The 23,027-nt window shown below is 41.3% G+C and carries 24 protein-coding genes and 1 pseudogene; 20 read left to right on the top strand and 5 right to left on the bottom strand.

Annotated features, from left to right (window positions below; translation table 11 throughout):
- The first annotated feature begins 1 nt into the window (after position 1).
- Genes murF through WCX87_RS06055 form a run of 4 tightly spaced genes read left to right on the top strand, consistent with a single transcriptional unit; the run spans position 2 to position 3,723 of the window.
- Positions 2 to 1,447, top strand: a complete 1,446-nt coding sequence (gene murF, locus WCX87_RS06070) for a UDP-N-acetylmuramoyl-tripeptide--D-alanyl-D-alanine ligase (protein WP_345978479.1) — start codon at positions 2 to 4, stop codon at positions 1,445 to 1,447.
- 9 nt (positions 1,448 to 1,456) lie between these two features.
- Positions 1,457 to 1,942 carry a TRAP transporter small permease subunit gene (locus WCX87_RS06065; protein WP_345978477.1) on the top strand — a complete coding sequence of 162 codons (486 nt, stop codon included), beginning with the start codon at positions 1,457 to 1,459 and terminating at the stop codon, positions 1,940 to 1,942.
- Positions 1,939 to 3,219 (top strand): TRAP transporter large permease subunit, encoded by a 1,281-nt coding sequence (locus WCX87_RS06060; protein WP_345978475.1) that lies wholly within the window; start codon positions 1,939 to 1,941, stop codon positions 3,217 to 3,219. The genes WCX87_RS06065 and WCX87_RS06060 overlap by 4 nt, the downstream gene beginning before the upstream one ends.
- 9 nt (positions 3,220 to 3,228) lie before the next feature.
- Positions 3,229 to 3,723, top strand: a complete 495-nt coding sequence (locus tag WCX87_RS06055) for an HIT domain-containing protein (protein ID WP_345978473.1) — start codon at positions 3,229 to 3,231, stop codon at positions 3,721 to 3,723.
- Positions 3,724 to 3,757: 34 nt separating this feature from the next.
- Here the strand turns inward: WCX87_RS06055 and WCX87_RS06050 are convergent, their stop codons facing one another.
- Positions 3,758 to 3,946: a hypothetical protein gene (locus tag WCX87_RS06050; protein ID WP_345978471.1), complete on the bottom strand. Its 189-nt coding sequence runs from the start codon at positions 3,944 to 3,946 to the stop codon at positions 3,758 to 3,760.
- Between the two features lie 216 nt (positions 3,947 to 4,162).
- On the opposite strand from WCX87_RS06050, the gene pstS reads away from it, so the two are divergent.
- The 14 genes and pseudogenes from pstS to WCX87_RS05980 all read left to right on the top strand — a co-directional run bounded on the left by pstS (position 4,163) and on the right by WCX87_RS05980 (position 16,391).
- Positions 4,163 to 5,170 carry a phosphate ABC transporter substrate-binding protein PstS gene (gene pstS, locus WCX87_RS06045; protein ID WP_345978469.1) on the top strand — a complete coding sequence of 336 codons (1,008 nt, stop codon included), beginning with the start codon at positions 4,163 to 4,165 and terminating at the stop codon, positions 5,168 to 5,170.
- A gap of 168 nt (positions 5,171 to 5,338) precedes the next feature.
- Positions 5,339 to 6,307, top strand: coding sequence for a phosphate ABC transporter permease subunit PstC (pstC, locus tag WCX87_RS06040; protein WP_345978467.1), 969 nt, complete (start codon positions 5,339 to 5,341; stop codon positions 6,305 to 6,307).
- Entirely contained in the window at positions 6,307 to 7,110 is an 804-nt protein-coding gene (gene pstA, locus WCX87_RS06035) for a phosphate ABC transporter permease PstA (protein WP_345978465.1), read from the top strand. The genes pstC and pstA overlap by 1 nt, the downstream gene beginning before the upstream one ends.
- Before the next feature lies 1 nt (position 7,111).
- Positions 7,112 to 7,898 (top strand): annotated as a pseudogene (gene pstB, locus WCX87_RS06030) (phosphate ABC transporter ATP-binding protein PstB).
- A complete protein-coding gene (locus WCX87_RS06025) occupies positions 7,898 to 8,563 on the top strand; it encodes a PhoU family transcriptional regulator (RefSeq protein ID WP_345978464.1) in 666 nt (221 codons plus the stop codon). The pseudogene pstB and the gene WCX87_RS06025 overlap by 1 nt, the downstream one beginning before the upstream one ends.
- Before the next feature lie 141 nt (positions 8,564 to 8,704).
- On the top strand, positions 8,705 to 10,288 hold the full coding sequence (locus WCX87_RS06020) for an inorganic phosphate transporter (RefSeq protein WP_345978462.1): 1,584 nt from the start codon (positions 8,705 to 8,707) through the stop codon (positions 10,286 to 10,288).
- A gap of 148 nt (positions 10,289 to 10,436) precedes the next feature.
- Positions 10,437 to 10,685 (top strand): RNA-binding S4 domain-containing protein, encoded by a 249-nt coding sequence (locus WCX87_RS06015; RefSeq protein ID WP_345978460.1) that lies wholly within the window; start codon positions 10,437 to 10,439, stop codon positions 10,683 to 10,685.
- On the top strand, positions 10,682 to 11,668 hold the full coding sequence (trpD, locus tag WCX87_RS06010) for an anthranilate phosphoribosyltransferase (protein ID WP_345978458.1): 987 nt from the start codon (positions 10,682 to 10,684) through the stop codon (positions 11,666 to 11,668). The genes WCX87_RS06015 and trpD overlap by 4 nt, the downstream gene beginning before the upstream one ends.
- Positions 11,665 to 12,090: a tRNA (adenosine(37)-N6)-threonylcarbamoyltransferase complex ATPase subunit type 1 TsaE gene (tsaE, locus tag WCX87_RS06005; protein ID WP_345978457.1), complete on the top strand. Its 426-nt coding sequence runs from the start codon at positions 11,665 to 11,667 to the stop codon at positions 12,088 to 12,090. Before trpD ends, tsaE begins: the two co-directional genes overlap by 4 nt.
- Positions 12,071 to 12,793: an LPS export ABC transporter ATP-binding protein gene (gene lptB / locus WCX87_RS06000; RefSeq protein WP_345978455.1), complete on the top strand. Its 723-nt coding sequence runs from the start codon at positions 12,071 to 12,073 to the stop codon at positions 12,791 to 12,793. The genes tsaE and lptB overlap by 20 nt, the downstream gene beginning before the upstream one ends.
- Positions 12,794 to 12,815: 22 nt before the next feature.
- Positions 12,816 to 14,087 carry an RNA polymerase factor sigma-54 gene (locus WCX87_RS05995; protein ID WP_345978454.1) on the top strand — a complete coding sequence of 424 codons (1,272 nt, stop codon included), beginning with the start codon at positions 12,816 to 12,818 and terminating at the stop codon, positions 14,085 to 14,087.
- Complete coding sequence (locus WCX87_RS05990) at positions 14,080 to 14,826, top strand: TIGR02757 family protein (protein ID WP_345978452.1); 747 nt, start codon at positions 14,080 to 14,082, stop codon at positions 14,824 to 14,826. Before WCX87_RS05995 ends, WCX87_RS05990 begins: the two co-directional genes overlap by 8 nt.
- Before the next feature lie 56 nt (positions 14,827 to 14,882).
- Complete coding sequence (locus WCX87_RS05985) at positions 14,883 to 15,449, top strand: hypothetical protein (RefSeq protein WP_345978450.1); 567 nt, start codon at positions 14,883 to 14,885, stop codon at positions 15,447 to 15,449.
- Positions 15,450 to 15,491: 42 nt separating this feature from the next.
- Positions 15,492 to 16,391 (top strand): AEC family transporter, encoded by a 900-nt coding sequence (locus WCX87_RS05980; protein ID WP_345978448.1) that lies wholly within the window; start codon positions 15,492 to 15,494, stop codon positions 16,389 to 16,391.
- Here WCX87_RS05980 and WCX87_RS05975 read toward each other — a convergent pair.
- A complete protein-coding gene (locus WCX87_RS05975; RefSeq protein WP_345978447.1) occupies positions 16,388 to 17,623 on the bottom strand; it encodes an NAD(P)/FAD-dependent oxidoreductase in 1,236 nt (411 codons plus the stop codon). The two genes, WCX87_RS05980 and WCX87_RS05975, sit on opposite strands and share 4 nt — an antisense overlap.
- A gap of 120 nt (positions 17,624 to 17,743) precedes the next feature.
- Here WCX87_RS05975 and WCX87_RS05970 point away from each other — a divergent pair, with 120 nt between their 5' ends.
- Together WCX87_RS05970 and WCX87_RS05965 are read left to right on the top strand one after the other, a co-directional pair.
- Complete coding sequence (locus WCX87_RS05970; RefSeq protein ID WP_345978445.1) at positions 17,744 to 19,150, top strand: chloride channel protein; 1,407 nt, start codon at positions 17,744 to 17,746, stop codon at positions 19,148 to 19,150.
- Positions 19,151 to 19,306: 156 nt separating this feature from the next.
- Positions 19,307 to 20,551, top strand: a complete 1,245-nt coding sequence (locus WCX87_RS05965; protein WP_345978443.1) for a DEAD/DEAH box helicase — start codon at positions 19,307 to 19,309, stop codon at positions 20,549 to 20,551.
- An 8-nt stretch (positions 20,552 to 20,559) separates the two neighbouring features.
- On the opposite strand, the gene WCX87_RS05960 is transcribed toward WCX87_RS05965, so the two are convergent.
- The 3 genes from WCX87_RS05960 to WCX87_RS05950 are packed head-to-tail and all read right to left on the bottom strand — an operon-like array spanning position 20,560 to position 23,020.
- Positions 20,560 to 21,090, bottom strand: coding sequence for a DUF3299 domain-containing protein (locus WCX87_RS05960; protein ID WP_345978441.1), 531 nt, complete (start codon positions 21,088 to 21,090; stop codon positions 20,560 to 20,562).
- On the bottom strand, positions 21,087 to 22,334 hold the full coding sequence (locus WCX87_RS05955; RefSeq protein WP_345978440.1) for an FtsX-like permease family protein: 1,248 nt from the start codon (positions 22,332 to 22,334) through the stop codon (positions 21,087 to 21,089). The genes WCX87_RS05960 and WCX87_RS05955 overlap by 4 nt, the downstream gene beginning before the upstream one ends.
- Positions 22,331 to 23,020, bottom strand: a complete 690-nt coding sequence (locus tag WCX87_RS05950) for an ABC transporter ATP-binding protein (RefSeq protein WP_345978438.1) — start codon at positions 23,018 to 23,020, stop codon at positions 22,331 to 22,333. The genes WCX87_RS05955 and WCX87_RS05950 overlap by 4 nt, the downstream gene beginning before the upstream one ends.
- Positions 23,021 to 23,027 lie beyond the last annotated feature (7 nt).

Below are 23,027 nucleotides of genomic sequence, written 5' to 3'. Positions count from 1 at the left end.
TTTGGATTATACACTTTTAGTCTCATTTGTAACGAATATCCTTTTTGTGACGACACTCGGTTGGTATCTTATAACAAATCTGCAGTGGTACGACTACAAGATCCAAAGAGTCGTACTAAACCATCATAAGACGTGGTGGCATCTTATATATTTCATTATCCCGTTTATCGCTTACTATACGACAGATAAGTTTTTTGCGATATTTTTCTATTTTGCCGTTTTACCGTCTTTATTTATGTGGCACAGAAAACTTGATAAAAAGCTCGTACTGACATGGAGAGTCAAAAGATTTCTGATCCTTCTAATCTCTTTGACACTGTTTCAAGACATACTGTGTACTTTAAAACACGGATGTGAGGTCTACGGTGTATTTTTACCTCTTGCCGTTGCTTACATAGGTTCGACTCTGGTTGAAAAGTTCCTGTTTACTGCCTACAAAAAAGAGGCAAAAAACAAACTCAAGTCATTAGACAAGCTTCAGATTGTCTGTATAACGGGAAGTTACGGAAAGACAAGTATCAAAAACTTTGTAGCCAGCATACTTGCAACAAAATACAAAGTCTACGCGACTCCTAGAAGTGTCAATACGATCGGCGGGATCGTAAGAGATATAAACGAGTCTCTGCCAGAAGACACAGAGATATATGTATGTGAGGCAGGTGCCCGCGAAGTCGATGATATCCGTATTATCGCGGAGTTTTTAGAGCCTCAGACGGTCGTGATCGGTAAAGTCGGTCCTCAGCATCTGGAGTATTTCAAGACGATGAAAAATATCATCTTTACAAAACTGCAGATCATGAAGTCTCCTAGACTGCAAAAAGCTTTTATCCATGACTCTGTGACCGATGAGCCGCATGAGAAAGTGACATTTTTCGGAGAGAACATCTCTAATGTAGAAGCAACGCTTGAGGGAACCTCATTCGTTCTGCATACAAGAAGAGAAAAAAATCTCAATCTTCATACAAAGATACTCGGAGAGTTTCAGACGATAAACATCGATGCTGCGGTAATGGTCGCTATGCATTTGGGTCTGGATACACAGCAGATAGTAAAAGCAGTAGAAGAACTTAAACCTGTCGAGCATAGACTGCAGCGCATCGATGCAGGCGGAAAGATCATACTTGACGACGGTTACAACGGAAATATAGACGGTATGCTCGAAGCTGTGCGTCTGTGCTCGCTTCATGAAGGCAGAAAAGTGATAGTTACACCGGGACTTGTTGAGAGCAGTGACGAACTGAACCTGAAGTTCATAGAAGCAGTAAATGAAGTGTTTGACATAGCCATTGTCACAAGTTCACTCAATGCAGAGCTTTTTGATAAACATTTGAGTGTAGCAAACAAGATAATACTCAAAGACAAGACAAAACTCACAGAGCTTTTAGGCACGACGACGAAAGCGGGTGACATCATCCTTTTTGCCAACGACGCACCGAACTTTATATAAGAGGAAACGATGAAAAAAAAGATAGATCAGTTTACGCTCTACATCGGATACTTTGCGGCATTCGTTTTGTCGCTGCTTGTATTTTTGATCGTGTACGATGCGTTGGCTAGATATATCTTTTCCGAGGGCTCGACGGCACTGCAAGAGCTAGAATGGCATCTGTTTGACCTTATCATGCTTTTTTCCATCGCTTATACGCTTAAAAAGAGTGCACACGTAAGAGTGGATATCTTTTACAACTCCTACTCTCACAGAACTAAAACTATTATCAACCTTATCGCGGCACTTTTTTTTGTTATTCCTTTCTCGCTTCTTATAGTCTATGAAGGGCTGCATTTTGTGGAGCTGAGTTTCATTCAGATGGAGGGTTCATCCGATCCGGGAGGACTTCCTTACCGTTTTATAGTCAAATCTTTGATGCCGCTCGGGTTTATATTTTTGATCATGCAGGCACTCAAAGAGGTGCTTACATGTAAAGAGGAGCTGACAAAATGATAGCTCTTTTAATGTTTGCAGTCGTACTGATCCTTTTACTTATCGGCATACCTGTCGCGTTTGCATTCGGTACTGTCGCCATAGTCTTTGCGGCGTTTATACCGGGACTTGGATTTGAGGTGTTTGACATTCTTCCGTTTAGGATCTACGGGATCATGAACAACACGACGCTTATGGCTGTCCCGCTTTTCATCGCAATGGGTCTTATACTTGAAAAATCGATGATGGCTGAGAAACTTTTAAGCTCTATGAGTATGCTCTTTCGCGGTGTACGCGGCGGACTTGGAGTAAGCGTCGTGCTTGTGGGTGCGATGCTTGCTGCATCTACGGGGATCGTGAGTGCATCTGTCGTCATGATGAGTGTTATCGCGCTGCCTTTGATGTTAAAAGCGGGGTATGACAAAAGTCTTGCAGCGGGAACAGTCGCGGCAAGCGGGACACTTGGACAGATTATCCCGCCTTCAATCATACTTATCATCCTTGGCGATGTCATGAGTGTCAGTGTGGGTGACCTTTTTAAAGCTGCGATATTACCGGGGCTTGTGCTTGTGGGACTCTATATCGTCTATATCCTTTTTATCTCGTATATAAAGCCTGAAGTAGCACCGGTCTATGAAGTGGATGAAAAAATATCGGTTAAAGAGCTTCTTATCTCTCTGTTCCCGCCGCTTCTTTTGATGGTGAGTGTCCTTGGTTCCATCTTTGCAGGGATCGCATCTCCTACAGAATCGGCTGCGTTTGGAGTAGTCGGTGCACTGCTGCTCAGCTTCATAAACCGCTCTCTTGACTGGCAAATGGTCAAATACGCATCTTTAGAGACTGTAAAACTGACAGGTATGATCTTTATGATACTTTTCGGTGCTACTGCGTTTAGTCTTGTCTTTAACGAACTCGGCGGAACGGACATGATCTTGGAGTTTTTCAGTAACGATATCGGCGATGTCTGGGTGTTTATCGCCGTTGCGATGTTTGCTGTGTTTATACTTGGTTTCTTTATCGATTTTATAGAGATCTCTTTTATCATCGTGCCTATTTTAGTACCGATAATGCACGCTTTTGGCATAGACCCTATCTGGTTTGCGGTTTTAATAGCACTCAATCTTCAGGCATCGTTTTTAACACCTCCGTTTGGGCTGGCACTCTTCTTTTTAAAAGGAGCAAGTAAAGAGATAACGACGATGCAGATATATAGAGGGATCATCCCTTTTATACTTCTGCAGCTTGCAGCTCTTTGTATCGTGATATTTTTCCCAGACCTTGTGTTTGCATTTTTATAAAGGATAGTGATGGAAGAGATACTATACGCTCCATGGAGAAGTGAATATGTCAGTCAAAAAGATGTGCAGGGATGTGTGTTCTGTCATATAAGCTCGCATGCACAAGATGACAGTGACCTGCATGTTCTTTACCGAGACGAACACTGCTTTATGGTCATGAATAAATACCCTTATACTCCGGGGCATTTTATGATCATCCCGCATCTTCATACGGACAAGCTTGAAGAGCTGCCGAGTGAGACTTGGCTGCATATGAGCGATCTGGCGCAAAAAAGCGTGAGACTCTTAAAAGAGGGGTTTAAAGCTCACGGTGTAAATATCGGTATGAACCTGGGCGAGAGCGGCGGGGCAGGGATAGCTGAACATATCCATATGCATCTTGTCCCAAGATGGAGCAGAGATACGAATTTTATTACATCGATCGCAAGTACGAGAGTGTATTCTACAGATTTTGAAAAGATATATAATCGTATTAAAGAGTTGTTACCGGAGTATATTAAATAAAGAAAGAGTTTATAAAGGGATTTCCCCCTTTATATTAGTGTGCTTTTTTAGCGTGAAGAGCGTTTAGTTCCATTTTTATACCAGAGTATAAAAAGAGTCCGAATGCAGCAGTTACAAATACAATTTTCATATTGCTGTCACCGATCATAGCCCATACTAAACCAAATACAAGCATTACACTATATATAACAAACCAGTTTTTATCTATTTGACTTTGTTTCATCATTTTCACCTTATTTCTCTTTTTTTCTTGTAAGTATTATACCAACTATGCCCAGTATTACCAAAAAAAGTATGATATTTTCGCCGACTGCAGATGCTTCATCCATATTGACTCCCGATTTTTTACTGTAACTATAACATTTACTCTCTTTGTAATCAACTTGTAATCAAAAGAGTTTAAGATACCGCTATCAAAATTAAACAAAGGTAACATCAAATGAAAAAACTTGCGTTATTAGCACCATTAGCTGCTTTAATGGTTACAACTGGTTCAGTGTCTGCTGCGGATTTAAAAGGAAGTGGAGCTTCTTTTCCATATAGCGTTTACCAATCTTGGATAGGTGCTTACCACAAAGCAAACGGAACTGAGATCGATTATATCTCTAAAGGTAGTTCAGCTGGTATCAAAGATGCTGAAGCTAGAACTGTTGATTTTGCAGGTACAGATGCACCTTTAAACCCTAACAAACTTTCTAAAGACAAACTTTACCAATTCCCTGGTGTTGTTGGTGCTATTACAATGAGTTACAATATGCCAAACACTCCTAAATTAAACCTAAGCCGTGATGCTATCTCTGGAATCGCACTTGGTAAAATAGCATACTGGGATGACAAAGTTATCACTTCTGCAAACAAAGGTGTAAAACTTCCACATGAAAAAATTACTTTCGTTCACCGTGCTGACGGTTCAGGAACTACATTTAACTTTACTTACTACCTAAGTAAAATTTCAAATGACTGGAAACAAGCATACGGAGCTAAAAAAGCACTTAACTGGCCAGGTGATCACCACGTTGGTGGTAAAGGTAACACTGGTGTTGCTGCACTTATCAAACAAACTCCTTTCTCTGTAGGTTATGTTGACTATGCTGATGCTAAAAACAACCACCTTCAAATGGCTGTTGTTGAAAACAAAGAGGGTAACTTCATCAAACCTGAGTTAAAAGCTTTCCAAGCTGCTGCTGCAAAAGCTGATCTTGATCCTAAAAAAGATTTCTATGCTGTAATCGCTGATCCAGCTGGTAAAGACGCATACCCGATCGTTGCTGCGACATTTATCTTAATGCCTCAAGAAAAAGCTGCAATGAACAAAAAAGTTACAGCATTCTATGACTGGTCATTCAAAAACGGTCAAGAGCTTGCAAGTGAACTAGGTTATGTTCCACTTCCAGATGCATTAACAAACAAAATTAGAACATACTGGGCAGAAAAAGGTATTAACTAATACCTCTGCTACAAAAAAACAGCTTGAACTTCTGTTCAAGTTGTAAAAAAACTCCTCGTTTAATAAAGCTTGTATCTTATCTAGTTTATAATCTCATTTCAAAATAGTGATAGATTTTTAAAAGTGCATTGTTTGCATTTTTTAGAATTTATAAAGCATGGTATATATATGGAAAAAATCTTTAAGAACCTCTCTCTGATAAGTGCTACATTTGTATTGGTACTCTTGGTATCGATATTTATTAGTCTGTTTAATTCTGCTAAACCATCCATTGATGAGTTTGGATTAGGATTTATAACTGAATCAGCATGGGAAAAAGATGTTCCTATTGAAAACAGCGTCACTCACTTGGCTACAGATGCGCAAAAGATCAAACCTGAACCTGCAGTTTCCGAAGATGCATATGAAGATGATATATTAGCAGCATATGAAGATGAGGACGAACCTCTTATGAGAACTATTTACGGTGGACTTATCCCTATCGTAGGTACTCTTCTTTCAACTTTGATAGCTATGGTCTTTGCACTGCCTATCGCAATGGGGATCGCAGTCTTCTTGGCAGAGATTGCTCCAAAAAAAGTATCAAATATCGTCGGTATAGCGATCGAACTTCTTGCGGCGATACCAAGTATCATCTTCGGTATGTGGGGATTGTTTTATTTCGCTCCTATCATCCAAAGCGTTGTCGGCGGTTATCAGGTCTCACTTCTAACGGCGGGGCTAGTGCTGGGCGTTATGATCCTTCCGTTTATGGCGGCGATCACAAGAGACAGTATGAGAACGACACCCGATGTCTTAAAAGAGTCTGCTTATGCACTTGGTGCTACAAAGTTTGAAGTCATAAAAGATGTTATATTCCCATACTCTAAAAAGGGTATTATCGGATCTATCATACTTGCACTTGGACGTGCTTTAGGTGAGACAATGGCAGTTGCATTTTTGATCGGTTCGGTATTCGTTATGCCGCATAAACTTAATGATCCGACTATATCGATTCCGGTCGCAATGGCGAACAATTTCGGTGAAGCGACAGGTCTTACGTTGTCATCACTCTTTTATCTTGCATTCTTACTCTTCATAATCAGTTTTGTGGTTATTTCGGTTGCAAAATTTTACTTCTTAAGAAAGGCTGACTAATGAGATTAACGATAAATAAGATCGTCCTGTTATTATCGACGATCTCCGCTTTAATAGGTCTGGCATTTTTAGGATGGATTCTAGTGACTTTGATCGCAAAAGGTCTTACCTCTTTTCATTTAAGCCTGTTCTTTAAAGATCTTATCGACGGCGGACTTAGAAACCTGATCATAGGACAATTCATTATTGCAGGTATCGCATCATTGATCGGTATTCCTATCGGTATGCTTGCGGGTATCTATCTTCAAGAATATGGACGCGGCAAGTATGTAAGATTTATACGTGATCTTAGCGATATCATGATGAGTGCTCCATCGATCGTCATCGGTGCTTTCGTGTATGCTATTGTTGTCGCTCCGTTTGGCGGGACAAGCGGATTTGCGGGAAGTATAGCACTGGCTATCATGATGATTCCTATCGTTATCAACACGACGGACAATATGCTTTCACTTGTTCCAAGAGAGCTGCGTGAAGCGGGGATCGCACTGGGTGCAAGTAAATACCGTGTTATCTTGGATATTATCATCAAGGCTGCGAAAGTAGGGATCATGACAGGTCTGCTTCTCTCTTTCGCAAGGATAATAGGTGAGACTGCTCCGCTTCTTTTTACAAGTGAGACAAGTAACTACTTTAGTCTGGATCTGACAGAAGCTTTTCCATCTTTAACGGTCAGTATTTACAACCTTGCAAACGACCCTGTCCAATCAAGCCGTGATCTGGCTTGGGCAGCATCATTCATATTAACGGTCATGGTTTTAATGATTAACCTGATCGGAAGATACATTACAAGACACAAAGGATAATATTTATGCCAATAATGAGTATAGAAGATTTTAGTTTTACATATGCTTCGGCACAAGCTAGATCATTAAACACTATCAATTTACCGATTATGAAGAACTCTATAACAGCTTTAATAGGTCCCAGCGGATGTGGAAAGTCGACACTTTTAAGATCTTTAAACAGAATTCATGATCTCTATCCGGGTAATGAGTATGAGGGTAAGCTTATGCTCTTAAACGAGGGTACAGGCGAGATGGAAAACATTCTTGATATCAAAAAAGAGAATGAGTTCATCTCTTTACGCCAGCGTGTCGGGATGATCTTTCAAAAACCTACACCGTTTCCTATGAGTATCTTTGATAATGTCGCTTATGGTCTGCGTATTGCCGGGATCAAAAATAAGACGGAACTTGCTGACAGAGTCGAGATCGCTTTAAAAGGCAGTGCGCTTTTCGGCGAGGTAAGTGATAGACTCAACAAAAGTGCAATGGGACTTTCCGGCGGACAGCAGCAGCGTCTTTGTATCGCAAGAGCGGTCGCACTTAAACCTGAGCTTCTACTTTTTGATGAGCCTACATCTGCACTTGACCCTATCTCAACTGCAGCTATCGAAGAGCTTATAGTAGAACTTAAAAAAGATGTCAGTATCGCCATAGTAACGCATAATATGCAGCAGGCAAGCCGTATTAGCGACTACACTGCATTTATGTATTTAGGTGACTTAATAGAGTATGATGAAACAGAGAAGATCTTTTTAAATCCTAAAGAAAAAAGAACAGAAGATTATATTACGGGGAGATTTGGATAATGTTAAAGACTTACAGCAACCAACTAGACGATATCAATGAGAAAATAGCGACGATCGCTGAGAATATACTAGAAGCAAATATCGCGATTCTTACAGGACTGCAAGAGTGTGACAAAGATATATTGTCAAGAGCAAAAGAGAGCTTGAAAAACATGAGTTCAAAGACTACGGAGATAGACAATACGATCGTTAAAATATTGGCGCTTTATTCTCCCGAAGCTAGAGACCTGCGTCTGATAGTATCATTTTTTAAGATCACAAACGAACTTTTACGTGCTTCTTCAAACACAAGAAGTTTCATTTCAGGTCTTAGCAACTACTGTTCTGAACTGGATGAGACTACAGTCAAAGAGTTTGCAGTGCCTATGCAAAAATCAACTGTTGAGTGTCTGACTGCGGTCGTCAATATGATCAAGACTACATGCACAGATGAGACACAAGAACTTTTCAATAAAGTTCTTATCTCTGAAAGCAAGACAGATGATCTGTATGAGCTTTTACAAGATAATATCTTTAAGCAAGCTCCTAACATAGAAGATTTCGGTAAATTTACCAAGATACTAAGCGCTTTAAGAAAAAGCGAAAAGATCGCAGACCGTGCATTAGATGTCGGCAGTCTGCTTCTTTTTGCAAGAATGGGCGGGGAATTAGGTCTAGTCGAATAAAACAAAATTCCAGACCTCTAATAAGAGGTCTGCTTCATACTCACTTCTTTTTTTAGATATCTCATATTCCACAATTTAATCTATTTTTCACGGCACTTTATATATAATCTGCGACTACTATAAAATTAGGGCAGACAAAGCATGGATATAAAGACGATCAGAAGTATGGAAAAGGCTACGATAGAAACACAGCCTAGCGGTTATGCGAGACTGGCACTTGCATTTTTATTTATTGCATTAGTGTTTTTTTGGATAACTTTTTCACATAACGGGGCACACGATAACACCTTTTTGATCATAGGTGCTGTGTTTGGTGCTTATATGGCTATGAATATAGGTGCTAATGATGTTGCAAATAACGTAGGACCGGCTGTCGGTTCTAAAGCACTGACTATGATGGGTGCTATTATCATTGCGGCGATCTTTGAAGCGAGCGGTGCATTTATCGCCGGCGGTGATGTTGTTAAGACGATCAAAAAAGGGATCATCGATCCGGGTATGATCGCAAATCCTGAGATCTTTATCTGGGCTATGAGTGCTGCACTTTTAAGCGCTGCTTTATGGCTGAACCTTGCTACATATTTTGGTGCGCCTGTCTCTACTACACACTCGATAGTCGGCGGTGTCATGGGTGCAGGGATCGCAGCTGCCGGATTTGGCATAGTCTCATGGATGACGGTCGGGAAGATCGTAGCAAGCTGGATCATCTCTCCGGTACTGGGAGGAATCATAGCCGCCTCCTTTTTATACTACATAAAGAAAAATATCGTCTATAAAGAGGATATGGTACAAAGTGCTAAGAAAGTGGTGCCTTTTCTTATCTCTGTCATGGCTATGGCATTTGTTACATACTTGATGCTAAAAGGTGTCAAGCATCTTGTCAAAGTAAACTTCATTACTGCTCTTGGTATCGGTGTCGTATCTTCGATCATAATCTTTTTCTTTGTAAAACCGATGATCATAAAAGCTGCGGATAAAGTAGAAAAAAACAGATTAGGCGTCAATACGCTTTTTACTATTCCGCTCATCTTTGCAGCTGCACTGTTAAGTTTTGCACACGGTGCAAACGATGTCGCAAATGCTATCGGGCCGTTGGCGGCTATTAACGATGCTGTTATCGGAGGCGCTATTAATAAGGCAGTCGGCATCCCGTTTTGGGTAATGAGTGTGGGTGCTATCGGTATAGTGATAGGTCTTGCACTTTACGGCCCTAAGCTTATCAGGACTGTAGGAAACGAGATAACTGAACTTGATCAGATGAGAGCCTTTAGTATCGCTATGGCAGCAGCTATCACAGTTATTGTCGCTTCTCAGCTGGGGCTTCCTGTCTCTTCTACTCATATCGCAGTAGGCGGCGTATTTGGTGTCGGTTTTTTAAGAGAGTATCTTGACCGCGGCGAATCGAAGTTTTTAGAGAGCGTCAAAGAGAAGTTCAAAGCTGACAAAAAAGAGCTTGACGACATGCGTGATGAACTGAAAAGCCTTGATAAACTGGAAAATAAAAACCAGCAAGACTACGAGAGGATCGTAGAACTCTTCAAAAGTATCGATGAGAAGGAAGAACTTGTCAAACTGGAGAAAAAAGAGTACAAAGGTGCTAAAAAGATCAAGTACGTAAAAAGAGATGCAGTGAAAAAGATCGTCGCTGCATGGATCATTACTGTTCCTGCTGCGGCAGTTCTTAGTGCTGCGGTATTCTTCATGATAAAAGGGATAATGAGCTAGAATTTAGGCTCTTTCCCTCCCCAAATTTCCACTCTTTCACCTATAATCCCCATCTATTTAAAAATAATGCAAAAATTGTTCCATTTTTACATCTGTTTTAGGTTCTTTTGTCTAAAATAAAGAAAACAAAGAATAGGTATTTGAGTTTATGAGAATCGATAAATTTTTAAATAGCGTAAATATAACGAAAAGACGCTCAGTCGCTCAAGATATGATAGCAAATGGCGTTGTAAGTATCAATGATAAAGTAGTAAAACCGAGTAAAGATGTGGCTGTCGGAGACGTGATCAGCATCTCTTACTTAAACGGTGTGAAAAAATACAGCGTGCTGAGCATACCGACTGTAAAGTCGACTCCAAAATCTGAGCAGGATAAGTATGTAAAGGAGATAGCATGAACTACAAAGAGTCTATAGAGATGTTTGAACTTCTTTTCAATCATAAGATGAATGACGAACAGATGAGAGAGTTCTTGATAGGTCTGCATCTGGATGAGTCAACAAGCGTTGCAACCATCGCGGCTGCAGCTCATGTTATGCGAGGGCACTCTTTACACCTGCCTGTAAAAGAGGAGTTGAAAGATAAACTCATAGACATCGTAGGAACGGGAGGAGACAAGATAGGAAGTTTTAATATCTCCTCGACTGTCTCTTTGCTTGTCGCTTCTATGGGTGCTTATGTCGCAAAGCACGGAAGCCGTTCCGTCACTTCAAAATCGGGAAGTGCGGATATGTTTGAAAGACTTGGTGTCAGACTAGATCTTAGCATGGACAAGAGTGCCAGACTATTAGAAGAGACGGGATTTACGTTTATGTTCGCACAAAACTATCATCCCGCTATGAAGTTTATCATGCCTGTTAGAAAAAGTATTCCTGATAAGACTATCTTTAATATTCTGGGACCTCTGACAAATCCTGCAGGAGTGAAAAAAACACTGCTAGGTGTCTTTGACAAGTCATTTGTAAGAAAACTGGCGGATGCCCTGCAGATAAACGGTTCGACTGACGCTTTGGTCGTCTCTTCAAAAGAGCGCATGGATGAGATCAGTATATCCGATATCACATATGCGGCACAGCTTAAAAATGATGTGATAGAAGAGTTCATCATCGATCCGCAGGTCTACGGTATCAAAAAAGCACCTTTAGCAGCTATCATAGGCGGTGATGCAGATGAGAATGCCAAGATACTTACGGATATATTCGATAACCGTGCGACAGACGCACAAAGGGATATCGTTTTAGTAAACGCGGCAGCTGCTTTTGTAGTCGATGGTATGGCAAGAGATATCCAAGACGGTCTTGAGATAGCCAGAGATGCTTTATTATCCGGTCATGCAAAAGCGAAGCTGCAACAGATCATAGAGGTATCGACAAAACTGTGAAAGAGTTTATATTAGATAAAGAGAACTTATCGGGACTTACAAATGAGGTGATGCATCTTCTGCCAAACGGCGGTGTTATCATCCTGCGCGGAGATCTAGCTGCCGGAAAGACTACATTTGTCTCAGCATTTGCCAAGGAGTTCGGGGTAGAAGAGGCCGTTACCTCTCCTACGTTTTCTTTGCAGCAATGTTATGGTGATAATATATTTCATTACGATATCTATAATCACGGTATAGAGCATTTTATGGCGCTTGGGATGCTCGAAGAGCTGGAACGCGAAGGCTATCACTTTGTAGAGTGGGGCGACAATACGCTTATAGAGATACTCGATAGTGCCGAGATACCTTTAGTGGTGATAAGTATAGAAAAACTGGATGATAAAAGATTATATAGGGTAGACGATGCACACATTAAGAGCTGAGAAACTGGTAAAAAAGATAAAATCTTTAGAGATAGTAAAAGGTATATCTCTTGAAGTGAAAAGCGGCGAGGTCGTCGGGCTTTTGGGACCAAACGGTGCCGGCAAGACAACGACGTTTTATATGATATGCGGACTCGTAGAGGTCAGCAGCGGTGATGTGTTCTTTGACGGGGAAAACCTTTCAAAGCTACCGCTTCATAAACGTGCCGTCAAAGGGATAGGATATCTTCCGCAGGAAGCATCTATCTTTAAGGACTTAAGTGTCGAGGATAACCTTTTAGTCGCTGCACAAGCCTCAAATATGAGTAAAGAGGAGCAAGAAGAGCGTATATCGGAGCTTTTAGATATGTTTAACATCGAGCCTATCCGTTACAGAAAAGGGATCAGCTTAAGCGGTGGAGAACGCCGTCGTGTGGAGATAGCAAGAGCACTTGTGAACAAGCCTAAGTTCCTGCTTCTGGATGAGCCTTTTGCCGGGGTCGATCCTATCGCGGTACTGGATATACAAAATGTTATAAAACAGCTGGTCGAGTACGGTATCGGCGTACTTATAACCGATCACAACGTACGTGAGACGCTTGCTGTGTGTGACAGGGCTTATGTCATCAAATCAGGAACGCTTTTAGCAAGCGGTACCAGTGATGAGATCGGTAGAAACGCCGATGTAAGAACACACTATCTTGGAGAGGATTTCAAGTTCTAGGACTTGAAATTAATGGCGGTATATGGCAACTTTAAGAGTCAGTCAAAGTGTTGAGACCAAAAACAAACTCTCTAACACTCTGCGCAATTGGCTGCCGATACTGCACTCGAGTCTAAGCGAACTCGGTGAAGCGATGTCACCGTTTGTCGAGTCAAATCCTGTAGTCGAAGTCAGCTCCGGATTTGAAGAGGATTTTGAAAGTAAGATCCCAAGAAAGATAATCTCAAGTAGTGTTTCAAATTCTAGGACAGAGCAGATAGAAGCTCTGACGATCCAGTCAAGATCTTTATACGACGTCTTAGACGAACAGCTTGAAGCTCCGCTCTTTCCAACACCCATCTCTCAAAAAATCGCACAGTTTGTAGTACAAAACCTTGATGAAAACGGTTACTATGAGGGAGATAGTGAAGCATTCTGCGACGAAAACGGTATCTCTATAGATGAGTTTGAACGTGTAAGAAGAAGGTTTATTCATGTAGAACCGGTAGGCATCGGTGCGCAAAATCTTTCCGAATCTTTTCTCTTTCAACTTGAAAATTCAGAGATCAGTGATAATGGTTATGAATTGGCAGTCAAGCTGATAAAGAACCTCCAAGAGATGCATACCCATAGTGATAATGAGCATTTTGAAGAAGCTATGAGGGTTATAGGAAGCTTTAAAAATCCTCCTGCCATCGAGTACCTTGAAGATTCGACACAGGTCATCCCGGATCTGATGATCTTCTTTGATGAGGAAAGCGGTATAGAGGTAAAGCTAAACGATGCCTATTATCCGACCATAAACATCAACACGGAGTATGCAGTAGAACATGAGTTTATCTCACAGAAGATAAAAGAGGCAAAAAGTCTTGTCGATGCGCTTGATATGAGAAAAGCCACCCTGTACAAAGTAGGGCTGATGATAGTCGAGTATCAGTATGAGTTCTTTACCGGCGGAAACATCATGCCTTTGACACTTAAGACTTTGGCAGATGAGTTCGGGCACAACCCTTCGACCATTTCACGTGCTATAGCTAACAAATACATCGCCTGTGATCGCGGGATCTATGCTATGAAAGAGTTCTTTACCACTGCGATCGATGAGGATGTTTCAAACTCTGCTATTAAAGATTATCTGCTTCAGATAGTAAAAGAGGAATCCCCTAAAAAACCGCTTAGCGATATGAAGCTTTTAGAGATGATACAAGAGAAGTTCAAAGTCACGATGGTACGCCGTACTATCGCAAAATACAGAAAACAGCTCAATATCGCAGGCTCAAGTGAAAGAAAAAAACTTTACCACCTCAATGTCTGACATAAAAAGACTGCTTGATGCAGAGGTCTTAAAACGTGACTGTGATGGAGAGATCTGTCTAGAGAGACTTGATCCCATCATAGTCGCCCACCGTCATAATGACGAAGCCGTTTCGCTTGTCTGCGCTCTATTTGCCTACGGAAACGTAAAACAGATAGTGAAGTTTCTAGATTCTCTTGATTTTTCTCTTTTACATAGTAGCGATAATGAGATAAAAAGAGCTCTTAAAAAGCACTACTATCGTTTTCAAAAAAGTGAAGATGTCATAGCCCTTTTTATAGCGCTAAAACGTCTAAAAGAACAGACAAGTTTAGAAGATGTGTTTAAAAGCGGATACAGCAGAGAAAACAGTGTCATTGATGGGATAAACGAGCTTATAAAAACGCTGAATTCTCTTTATCCGCACTCATCAAAAGGGTATGATTTTCTGCTTTCCCGCGTCACGATGAAGACAAAGGGAACAGGGGCCCTAAAACGCTGGATGATGTATCTTCGCTGGATGGTAAGAGATGATAATATCGATATGGGACTTTGGAGCGGAGTGGACACAAAAGACCTTATCATCCCGCTTGATACACACACTTTTAATGTCTCTCGTAGACTTGGGCTCCTGACACGAAAGAGATACGATCTTGAGGCTGCCGTAGAGCTTACATGTAAGCTTAAAGAGTTTGATGCAGAAGATCCGCTCAAGTATGACTTTGCACTGTACCGCATAGGGCAGGAAAAACTTTTTTAAAAGGTCAGCTTAAAATCTCTAATGTATAATTTCTTAATACTAAGAGGAGTGTTTCTATGAAGAGTCTTTTCTACTTTCTTGCCGTTAGCCTGTTTTTTGCAGGGTGTTCATATAAAAATGAAGCCATAAGACTTAAACCTTATGAATCTGATTATGCGGGAGCACTTTCAAAAGAGAAAAAGAGTGTCTATATCAGAATAGTAAAGGATATAAGAGCAGATAAACGTGACATCGGTTTTACTGAGGCAAACGGTAAAAAAGATGTGACACTGTACAGTGATGTGGACTTTGCAGACAGATATAAAGAGGGACTTGTCCGTGCACTTAAAATGGCTCATTTTGAAACTGACGGCGATCCTCAAAAGGCATCTTTAACGATCGACGTCCATATCAAGAAGATTACAGTGATCTATAACAATAAGACTTTTGATGAAAATCTTGTAGGGGAGATAGATGTCGAGGTCATGATCAGAAAAAATGCTGCAGTGACGATCTTGAACTTTAAAGAGAGAAACGGTAAATGGATATCGCCTTCATATGACTCAAAAGATATCGAACCGTTTTTATATGCTATGTTTTCAAACAGTATAAACGATATCGTCTCAAAACTGACAAACTACTAATATAGGAGGCTTTTGCCTCTTTACTTCCAAGGTAAATATATAATGGAAAACTTTATCCTCATCCTGCTGTGTATAGTTCTGGGCTATGCCATCCAAAAATTTCATATCTTTTCAGATGATGCAGCTATCACATTAAACCAGTTTGTCATCTATTTCTCGCTTCCCGCGATGATACTGTTGCAGATACCGAAACTGACATTCTCAGTAGAGCTTATCATCCCCATCGTCATAGCTTGGACGGTAATGGCACTTACTGCACTCATCACTTTTTACGTAAGCAGATGGTTCGCTTTTACTAAAGAGGTTACGGGTGCTTTGATGCTTGTAACGGTACTTACAAACTCCTCGTTTATGGGTATCCCGCTTATCAGTGCTTATATGGGACAGAAAGTCTTGCCTTATGTCTTGGTGTATGACCAGCTAGGAACATTCTTCGCACTTTCTATTTACGGTACTTTTATCGTCTCATACTATTCTCATAAAAGCGAGATGAGTGCAAAGATGATAGTTGTCAAAGTGTTTACTTTCCCGCCTTTTATAGCACTTATTATCGCCCTTTGTCTCATGGGCGTGGAGTTCAATGATAATATCACGAAGGTGCTTTCTCATATGGCAAGTACCATCATACCTGTAGGTCTTGTAGCGGTAGGTTTGCAACTAAAACTACGTCTCACGCGTGATGAGTTAAAGCCGTTTAGTACATCTCTTGTCATAAAGCTTCTATTGGCACCGCTTATCGCCATCATGGCTGCAAAACTCTTTGGCTGGGATAATGAGGCTGCACAAGTAGCTATTTTAGAGGCCGGAATGGCTCCGATGGTAACTGCCGGTGCGATGGCATCTATGACGGGGCTTGCACCAAAGCTCAGTTCAGCGATCGTGGGTTACGGCATACTTTTTTCGTTTTTAACCACAAGTCTGCTCTATGGATTTATAGCTTAGTCTAAAAGATGACCTGCCAAGTAACCGCTTGCAAACGACCACTGCAGGTTATAGCCTCCGCATGGGCCGTCTAGGTCCATCACCTCTCCGCAGAAGTACAGACCCTTTATAAGCTTGCTCTGCATCGTGCGGGGATCGATCTCTTTAAGACTGATACCGCCTCTTGTTATCATCGCCATTTTGAAGCCTTCATGCCCTGTAATAGTGAGCGGAGTAGAAGCGAGTATCTTTACAAGTTCCGCGCGGTTTTTTCCCTCCACTTTGTTAAACTTCATGGATGGGTCTACATCTGCTAATTTGCAGAGTTCACGTATGACAGAACTTGGCAAAATACTCAAGAGATTTTGCTCTATATTTGCATCGGGGTCTTTCAGAATTTCGTTTTTAAAATGACGGAGAATATCATCTTCATTCATCCCTTTTGTCAGATTTGCGATGATGGGAACCTCTCCGAGTTTGCTCAAAATCGGTGTGATCTCACGTGCAAAATCGAGTACGACAGGACCTCTGATACCGTTCTTTGTAAAGATAAGATCACCTACCGCTTTGAGGTTTTTATATTTTTTAATATCAACGCGCAGTTCGACCTTTGCAAGAGTGTCTGCTCTACAGTTTGTACCCCAGTTTTCTTTCGTTATGAGGGGCATCATAGCTGGAAAAAGTTCAGTCGTCTTGTGCCCGAGCGACGAGGCAAGAGTATAGCCGTCACCTTCAGCTCCAAGGGTAGGGTAACCAAGCCCTCCTGTTGCTATGATGACGTTTGGCGCATGGTAGATATCAGTGTCGGTTTTGACACCGCTTACATGTAACTCTTCGCTTAGTAGTTCCGTGACTTTTTGCGAGGTTTTTATATCTACATGTAAGCGGTTTAATTCATCTTCCAAAGCAGTGAGTATGGTCTGTGAATTATGTCCGACGGGAAATACTCTGAATCCATCAGGAGCATGAGTCTCAACGCCAATACCGTTAAAAAATTCTATAAGTGCATTATGGTCTAAAAGATGAAGAGCATCTTGCATAAAGCGTCCGTTACGACCAAACTTTGCCATAAACTCTTCGTTATTAAGTGTGTTTGTAAGATTGCATCGTCCGCCGCCCGTAGCTTTTAGCTTACTCCCGAGTTTTGAGAGCTTCTCTAAAAGAAGGACTTTTTTACCGTCTCTGCCTGCTTGTATGGCAGCAATCATCCCCGCAGCTCCGGAACCGACAACGATCACATCATATCTATTCATTTACAACCTTTATTAAGATTAAAATTGTATCTAATTTAATTTGTTAATTTATCTTTATAAATCTTCACATGTTTAAAAAATTAAGTTATAATCGGAAAATATCTTCCTTAAAGTATTATTTTGAAAAAACATATCACTGAACAGACCGTCATTTTTTTTAGTGTTTTTAAATGGTTGATTCTCTCCTCGGCGACAGGGATCATGATCGGCTATTTGATGTCTCTCTTTCTAAAAACTTTACAGATAGCGGAGAAGACGCAGGGGACGCTTCCTTTTGCTTACTACCTTACTCTTCCTTTAGGTCTTATGCTGACGATCTGGATCATCAGGACATTCGATAAAAATGCAACTGGTCACGGTACTGAGAAAGTCATTGAAGCCGTGCATAAAGAGGATGGATATATTAATGCCAAAGTGATACCTGTCAAGCTTGTCGCTACGGTCATTACGATTTTCTCAGGCGGTTCAGTAGGTAAAGAGGGGCCCGGTGCGCAGATAGGCGGGGGCGCTGCTTCTTTTGTGGCTACTCTTCTTAAATTCTCTAAAAAAGATAGGAAAAAGATCGTTATCTGCGGTATCAGTGCCGGATTTGCCTCGGTTTTCGGTACTCCGATCGCAGGTGCAATATTTGGGATCGAAGTCCTTATCGTCGGTGTTATCATGTATGATGTACTTTTACCGTCTTTTATTTCAGGATTTGCGGCTTTTACTACTGCTCAGTTCTTCGGCGTCAAGTACCCGTACTACGACATCAACTTTTACAGATCTATCAACCTTGATCTGACACTTATAGGGCAGGTCGTCATAGCAGGGATATTTTTCGGGATCGTTTCAGATAGTTTTATCACGACGGTAAATAAAACACAGTCATTAATAAGCAAGATACCTTACAACCGTTATTTAAAAGCTTTTGTCGCAGGTGTTATTATGGTCATCGTATCTTTGCTGATGTCCGATAAGTATCTGGGTCTTGGATTAAACACTATCAATGAAGCGCTTGATCCGCATCTGCTTATTGCTGGAAATATTCATTGGTATGATTTTATCGTGAAGACATTTTTTACCTCTATCACGCTCGGTGTCGGCGGAAGCGGCGGGATCATCACACCTATCTTTTATGTTGGGGCTACAAGCGGTGTCGCTATCGGAAATATTATGGGGGACAATGTCGCACTGTTTGCGGCTCTTGGATTTGTAAGTGTTCTTGCAGGGACGACAAACACGCCTATAGCATCTATCATCATGGCGGTCGAGCTTTTTGGTACCAATATGGCAAACTATGCGGCACTAAGCGTTGTCATCGCATTTTTGATCACAGGGCACAGAAGCGTATTCCACTCTCAAAAACTCGCGTTTAAAAAGGCGGACAACATAAACATCGAGGAGGGTGAAGATATAGAGCACACCTCCATAAGCATCAATATGAAAGATATAGACAAGATAAAGCATATCAGAAGCAGACTCCGTTACAAGCCTTTTGAGTGGAAAGTGAAGTCAAGACCCGAGGATGAGAGTAAAAACGAATAATTGTGATATAATACGTTAAATTTATTTGTGCTTCGGTTCACAACTGACTTCGTTTTTGTTCTACTATTTAACTCTAACTATTATATTTCATTAGCCTAAATCGACACTTGTTTTAAACACTTACAGCGGGCTGACACACACAAGGTACATTATCATATGTCATTTTCTACATTAGGTTTAGGGGCTCCTTTATTAAAAGCCATCCAAGAACAAGGGTATAGCGAGCCTACTCCTATACAAAAACAGGCGATTCCGGTCATCTTAAGTAAGCGCGACGTTCTCGCGGGTGCTCAGACAGGAACAGGCAAGACAGCAGGATTTACTCTGCCGTTACTTCAGATGTTATCTGAAAAAAAAGTCACTGACCACAGAGTGCGTGCACTTATCCTGACTCCGACACGTGAACTCGCGGCACAAGTCGGCGAAAGCGTTGAACTTTACGGGAAACATCTTCCTTTTAGATCAAGCATCATCTTCGGCGGTGTCAATATAAACTCACAGATCAGACAGCTTAAAGCAGGTGTGGATATAGTTATCGCTACACCGGGCCGTCTGCTTGACCATGCCAATCAAAAGAACATAGACCTCTCTAAAGTAGAGTTTTTGATCCTCGATGAAGCGGACAGAATGCTTGATATGGGTTTTATACACGATATCAAAAAGATACTCTCGATTTTGCCGAAAAACAGACAAAACCTTCTTTTCTCGGCTACATTCTCAGATGAGATAAAAAGATTGGCGGACGGACTTTTAAACACTCCTGCACTTATAGAAGTAGCAAAGAGAAATACGACGTCACAGAACGTAAAACAGATCATCCACCCTGTCGATAAAGAGAGAAAAAAAGAGCTGTTGACGCATCTTATCACGACAGAAAAATGGAAACAGGTCTTGGTCTTTACAAGAACAAAGCATGGTGCCAACAAGCTTACCGGTCAACTTGAAAAAGATGGCATCACAGCTGCAGCTATTCACGGTAATAAAAGCCAGAATGCAAGAACAAAAGCATTAGCCGACTTCAAAAACGGTGAAGTGCGTGTACTGGTCGCGACGGATATCGCAGCACGCGGGATAGATATAGACCAGCTCCCTCATGTCGTGAACTTCGAACTGCCAAATATCGCAGAGGACTATGTCCACCGTATAGGCAGGACTGGACGTGCAGGTAACGGCGGCCAGGCTGTATCACTTGTCTGTGTAGATGAGCATGAATATCTCAAAAGTATCGAAAAGCTGATAAAGCAGGAGATCCCAAAACACACATTTAAAGAGTTTACACCGGATCCTTTCATAAAAGCGGAACCGATACAGCAAAGAGGAAACTCTAGAAACAATAACTCTAGAGGCAACTCAAACGGAAGAAACAAAAGAGCTTCTTCTTCAAACAGAAGAGGCAGATAACCTCTTTTTTAAAGACGCGGACGGACTTTGCTTATGGCGTCATCTATGACGTATGAGGCAGTCCCGTTTGCGACTTCTGTATGTTGTAACTTCAACGTCCCCCAAACAGTGATGTTCTCATACGCATCTTCCATCATCACCCCTTTACCCTTTTTCGTCGTTACAAAGATAGTCTGGTTCGCCGGAGATGCCGGAACATGTATACATGCAGCTGCATTTGGAAAAAAGAGAAACTTGTTTACCATCTCTCCGTCTATATCTATGGGTACTAAATAGCCTGAGAGTTTTACTGTCTTACCGTCTACGGCTTTGTTGTTGCCGGCTGCCTTAAGTGCTTTTTGCATCTGTGCATAGATGGCACGTTCCTCTTTGCTTCCCTCTTTTACTTTTGAGACTTTTTGTTTGTAAAAACTGACTATCTTCGCCTGGTCGAAGTTGGGATCGATGAGTTTTGACCAGTCATCAAGTTCATAGCTCGGTTCACCTGAACATGCTGAGAGTAACAGTATAAGAGTTAGAAGCAGGGTTCTTTTTATCATATCTTCACCATCAGTCCGTCTTGAAGCGAGTTCTTGTATGACTTTATAGCCGGTATCACACTGACTATGATCGCTGCTATTATCATAACAAGCAGTAAAGAGCTCTCATAGATATCAGGCAGATAGCCGATCTGCAGTACTTTATTTAAAAATGTGTTGTTAGCAAAGATCAGCATTCCCAAGACTATATTTCCCAAAATAATACCGCCTGTGACGATGATAAAAGCTTCCATGGCAAAAAGAAAGAAGATGCTTTTAACAGTCGCACCCAGACTTCTCAGTATGGCTATCTCGCGTCTTCTGTCATTTAGAGTCGCAAGCATTGTGGATATCATCCCAAAGATCGCAGCGATGAAGACCATACCGGATATCACTGTGAGTATGTCCTGCATATTCTTCATCAACTTATAGAGTTTTGAGAGTGCTTTAGCAGGTATGACTGCTTTTAGGTTGTGGCCTTTAAGATGTTCTATTTTTTCTGCGGCACCAAGTACATCGCTGCGGTTTTTCAAGCCTACTAAGATACCGCTTATATGTTTTGGAACTATACCCATATGTGCGAGTTTATCTGATGAGATATGCATATCTACAAAATGTCCGCTTTGCCACTCTATATGGATCGCTTCATCCGCTTTTAGCTGAAAAAACACGCTTTCGTCATTTGGCGTACCCGTAGGTTTTAGTATCCCGCAGATATGAAAATCACGGTTGGCATGGGCATGCGCATCTGGACCGCTTGAGTGCGAGAGATGGATAGTCTCTCCGATCTGCAGCTTCAGTGTCTTTGCCACATCGCTTCCGACAACTACATCGAAAAACTTTTTAAAATCTCCGCCTTGGGCAAACTCTAATCTTTTTGATGTCGAGTATCTGTAGTATTGAAAATAGCCGTTTGTCGTAGAAACTGCATCATAGCTTTTAAATGAATCTCCGACAGAGAGCGGTACCGCCCATTTGACTCCCTCAAGTTTTGACACGCTCTCATATGCACTGTAATCTACCTCTTTAAGAGGGTCAGACATATGAAAGATAAGGTTTAAAAGTATGTCAAGCGAGCCGTTTGGTGCCGCGACAATGAGATCCGTACGGTTTATGGTGTTTAAGAAATGTTCTTTACTTGCTTTAGTGATTCTGTCTATGCCTAAAAGCAGTACGACACTTATAGCGATAGAGATGATAGAGAGTATAAATGCCGTTCTTCGGTTGTAGATACTTTTAAAAGTAAGCAGCCATAATATTCTCATTTGACAGCCCTGTTTATATCTGCAAAATCGTAATGTGTTTCAAAGTATGAAGAGAGTGATCTGTCGTGGCTTACGAAGATAAGCGTCGAGTCTTGCGCCTCTACTTGTGCAAAAAGCAGTTCCATAAACCTCTCTTTTGTATCGCTGTCTAGTGCGGAGGTCGGTTCATCCGCGATGATGATCTTAGGAGAGCCGATAAGTGCGCGTGCGACTGCCACACGCTGCTGTTCACCCACACTTAGGTTCATAGCGGGAGTATGTAGCAGAGCAGGTGAGAGATCTAAGGCATCAAGAAGTCTTTTTATTTCAGAGTCCATATCGCTTACATGTAAGGATTTTTGTTTTGAAAACCCACAGGCAAGAGATATGTTTTCTTTTACACTGAGATAAGGCAGAAGATTGAACTGTTGAAATATCGTCCCGTAGTTATCGGCGCGAAATCTGTCTTTTTGTGATGCTGAAAGTCTTGTAAAATCTGTTTGAAGTATCTTGATATCGTTCTCATCGGGTTCGATAATACCGCATAGTATGTTTAAAAATGTAGTCTTGCCGCTTCCGCTTTTACCATGCAAAAAGATATGTTCACCGCTTCTTACATGTAAGGGTTCCATATCTAATGTATTTTTTTCATTTTGCTGGTATTTAAAGCTACAAGATGAGATCTCGATTATGTTATTTGACTGCATACCAAAA

The organism is Sulfurimonas sp. HSL3-2, from assembly GCF_039645965.1.
GTDB lineage: Bacteria > Campylobacterota > Campylobacteria > Campylobacterales > Sulfurimonadaceae > Hydrocurvibacter > Hydrocurvibacter mobilis.
This window is presented reverse-complemented; position numbering and strand designations above follow the sequence as displayed.

Excerpts from the sequence above, each read along its gene's own strand:
- WCX87_RS06065 (WP_345978477.1), top strand. The coding sequence starts at position 1,457 with ATGAAAAAAAAGATAGATCAGTTTACGCTCTACATCGGATACTTTGCG.
- WCX87_RS06060 (WP_345978475.1), top strand. The coding sequence starts at position 1,939 with ATGATAGCTCTTTTAATGTTTGCAGTCGTACTGATCCTTTTACTTATC.
- WCX87_RS06055 (WP_345978473.1), top strand. The coding sequence starts at position 3,229 with ATGGAAGAGATACTATACGCTCCATGGAGAAGTGAATATGTCAGTCAA.
- WCX87_RS06050 (WP_345978471.1), bottom strand. The coding sequence starts at position 3,946 with ATGAAACAAAGTCAAATAGATAAAAACTGGTTTGTTATATATAGTGTA.
- pstS (WP_345978469.1), top strand. The coding sequence starts at position 4,163 with ATGAAAAAACTTGCGTTATTAGCACCATTAGCTGCTTTAATGGTTACA.
- pstC (WP_345978467.1), top strand. The coding sequence starts at position 5,339 with ATGGAAAAAATCTTTAAGAACCTCTCTCTGATAAGTGCTACATTTGTA.
- pstA (WP_345978465.1), top strand. The coding sequence starts at position 6,307 with ATGAGATTAACGATAAATAAGATCGTCCTGTTATTATCGACGATCTCC.
- WCX87_RS06025 (WP_345978464.1), top strand. The coding sequence starts at position 7,898 with ATGTTAAAGACTTACAGCAACCAACTAGACGATATCAATGAGAAAATA.
- WCX87_RS06020 (WP_345978462.1), top strand. The coding sequence starts at position 8,705 with ATGGATATAAAGACGATCAGAAGTATGGAAAAGGCTACGATAGAAACA.
- WCX87_RS06015 (WP_345978460.1), top strand. The coding sequence starts at position 10,437 with ATGAGAATCGATAAATTTTTAAATAGCGTAAATATAACGAAAAGACGC.
- trpD (WP_345978458.1), top strand. The coding sequence starts at position 10,682 with ATGAACTACAAAGAGTCTATAGAGATGTTTGAACTTCTTTTCAATCAT.
- lptB (WP_345978455.1), top strand. The coding sequence starts at position 12,071 with ATGCACACATTAAGAGCTGAGAAACTGGTAAAAAAGATAAAATCTTTA.
- WCX87_RS05995 (WP_345978454.1), top strand. The coding sequence starts at position 12,816 with ATGGCAACTTTAAGAGTCAGTCAAAGTGTTGAGACCAAAAACAAACTC.
- WCX87_RS05990 (WP_345978452.1), top strand. The coding sequence starts at position 14,080 with ATGTCTGACATAAAAAGACTGCTTGATGCAGAGGTCTTAAAACGTGAC.
- WCX87_RS05985 (WP_345978450.1), top strand. The coding sequence starts at position 14,883 with ATGAAGAGTCTTTTCTACTTTCTTGCCGTTAGCCTGTTTTTTGCAGGG.
- WCX87_RS05980 (WP_345978448.1), top strand. The coding sequence starts at position 15,492 with ATGGAAAACTTTATCCTCATCCTGCTGTGTATAGTTCTGGGCTATGCC.
- WCX87_RS05975 (WP_345978447.1), bottom strand. The coding sequence starts at position 17,623 with ATGAATAGATATGATGTGATCGTTGTCGGTTCCGGAGCTGCGGGGATG.
- WCX87_RS05965 (WP_345978443.1), top strand. The coding sequence starts at position 19,307 with ATGTCATTTTCTACATTAGGTTTAGGGGCTCCTTTATTAAAAGCCATC.
- WCX87_RS05960 (WP_345978441.1), bottom strand. The coding sequence starts at position 21,090 with ATGATAAAAAGAACCCTGCTTCTAACTCTTATACTGTTACTCTCAGCA.
- WCX87_RS05955 (WP_345978440.1), bottom strand. The coding sequence starts at position 22,334 with ATGAGAATATTATGGCTGCTTACTTTTAAAAGTATCTACAACCGAAGA.
- WCX87_RS05950 (WP_345978438.1), bottom strand. The coding sequence starts at position 23,020 with ATGCAGTCAAATAACATAATCGAGATCTCATCTTGTAGCTTTAAATAC.